Source organism: Photobacterium sp. GB-36 (assembly GCF_003026135.1).
In the GTDB taxonomy this organism is placed as follows: Bacteria; Pseudomonadota; Gammaproteobacteria; order Enterobacterales; family Vibrionaceae; genus Photobacterium.
On the sequence record NZ_PYNY01000064.1, the window covers coordinates 1 to 1,422 of the forward strand.

A 1,422-nucleotide genomic window follows, 5' to 3' on the forward strand; every position below is an offset into this window, starting at 1 on the left:
GGGTATCATATATGCTCGAACCGTAGGTAATGGTGGCTAACCAATACATCGCTTCTGGATTTTTTTTATCAGCTAAAGGTTGAAGTGTTTTTTCAGCTTTTCCCCATAACTTACGCTGAATATTCAACACTCCTTCAAAAAGTGGATCACCAGGTTGATAGATACTCGCGATATCAATAGAAGGGTTGATACTTGATATCGGGTTTTCTGATAAAAATTGTTCAAACACAGCAATATCGGCCTTTTGTGGCTCTGTTGCTTTTGAGCAACCGGTTAAGGCTAAAAAAGAGAAAACTAATAGAAGGGTAGTAATAGTTACTTTCATGCATTTAAGGCCTTAACTTAGCGATGTCTTTGAATTTTTAAATATAAAACGAAATGGTATGCTTAAAATCGTTGTACATGATACTTATCAAGCGTGGGTGTAAAAAAGGTGATTTAATAAAAAGCACTTCTTGATTAATTAAGAAGTGCTTTAATAATATTAACTGTTGGGTAGATAATAACTAAAATACTCGCGGATGAGCGCCATTAATATAAATCACTTGTTTTACAGAATCTACCTTTTCTTGAGCTTTTTTATTCGCAGCAATTAAGGCATCTTTTTCTTTAGGTGGTTGGGTGAAACTTATTGCAAAGTCATCACCATTAAAGAGCTCAGTTGCTTTTGCTGCAATATATTTTTTTTTCTCAGATAAAGAGTCATCTTCAATACTTAAGATTCTATATCCTCGCCAAGCATAGTTTGAACCCAAAGAAATGCCTTGCTTCATTAATTTTTTATATAAAGAACCATTCATTCTTTTATGTTTACCCTCAATTTTCATTAAGGATTCAATAGCAGGAACAAAGTTATTAAAACTTGCATAGTTAAGAAGCTTAATAGCGATTTCCTTCATTTCTTGATTAGAATCTTCTGCTTTTCTTAAATTATTAGAGTATTCAACAAGCGGATAATAGTATTGATTTTTAGCTGCATTGATAATGGCATTAATATATTGCTCGTGGGTTAAATCTGGTTTTAATATCGTACTGTAATATACGGCACGAACGTCGCCTGTTTTTGCTTGTTCTGCAAACAGGTTTCGTGCTTTTTTCGTCCATTTGTCACTACATTTACTGGGAAAATACATTTGACATTGCTCATCATTGGTAGACAGTGCCATTGCAGAATAAGGATAACTTTCAGCCGAAACTCTTAATAGATCGTATGCTTTCGCTTTATCGTTTATTCCTGAACGATAAATTACTTTTGCCAGCCAAAACATAGCATCCGGTTGTTTATTCTTCACTAATGGCGTTAATTCTTTTTCTGCAATATCTAAGCGCTTTCGCTGTATCCCCAATACGGCCTTAAAAAGTGGATCACCAGGCTGGTAGATACTCGCAATATCAATAGAAGGGTTGATACTTGATATCGGG

The 1,422-nt window shown here is 34.6% G+C and carries 1 protein-coding gene and 1 pseudogene; both read right to left on the reverse strand.

Annotation, left to right across the window (positions count from 1 at the left end; genetic code table 11):
* Positions 1-325: pseudogene (locus tag C9J46_RS21255) on the reverse strand (hypothetical protein); the annotation flags it as partial.
* 181 nt (positions 326-506) lie between these two features.
* The coding region (locus C9J46_RS21600; RefSeq protein WP_158259630.1) for a hypothetical protein at positions 507-1,422 on the reverse strand (916 nt) is incomplete at its 5' end.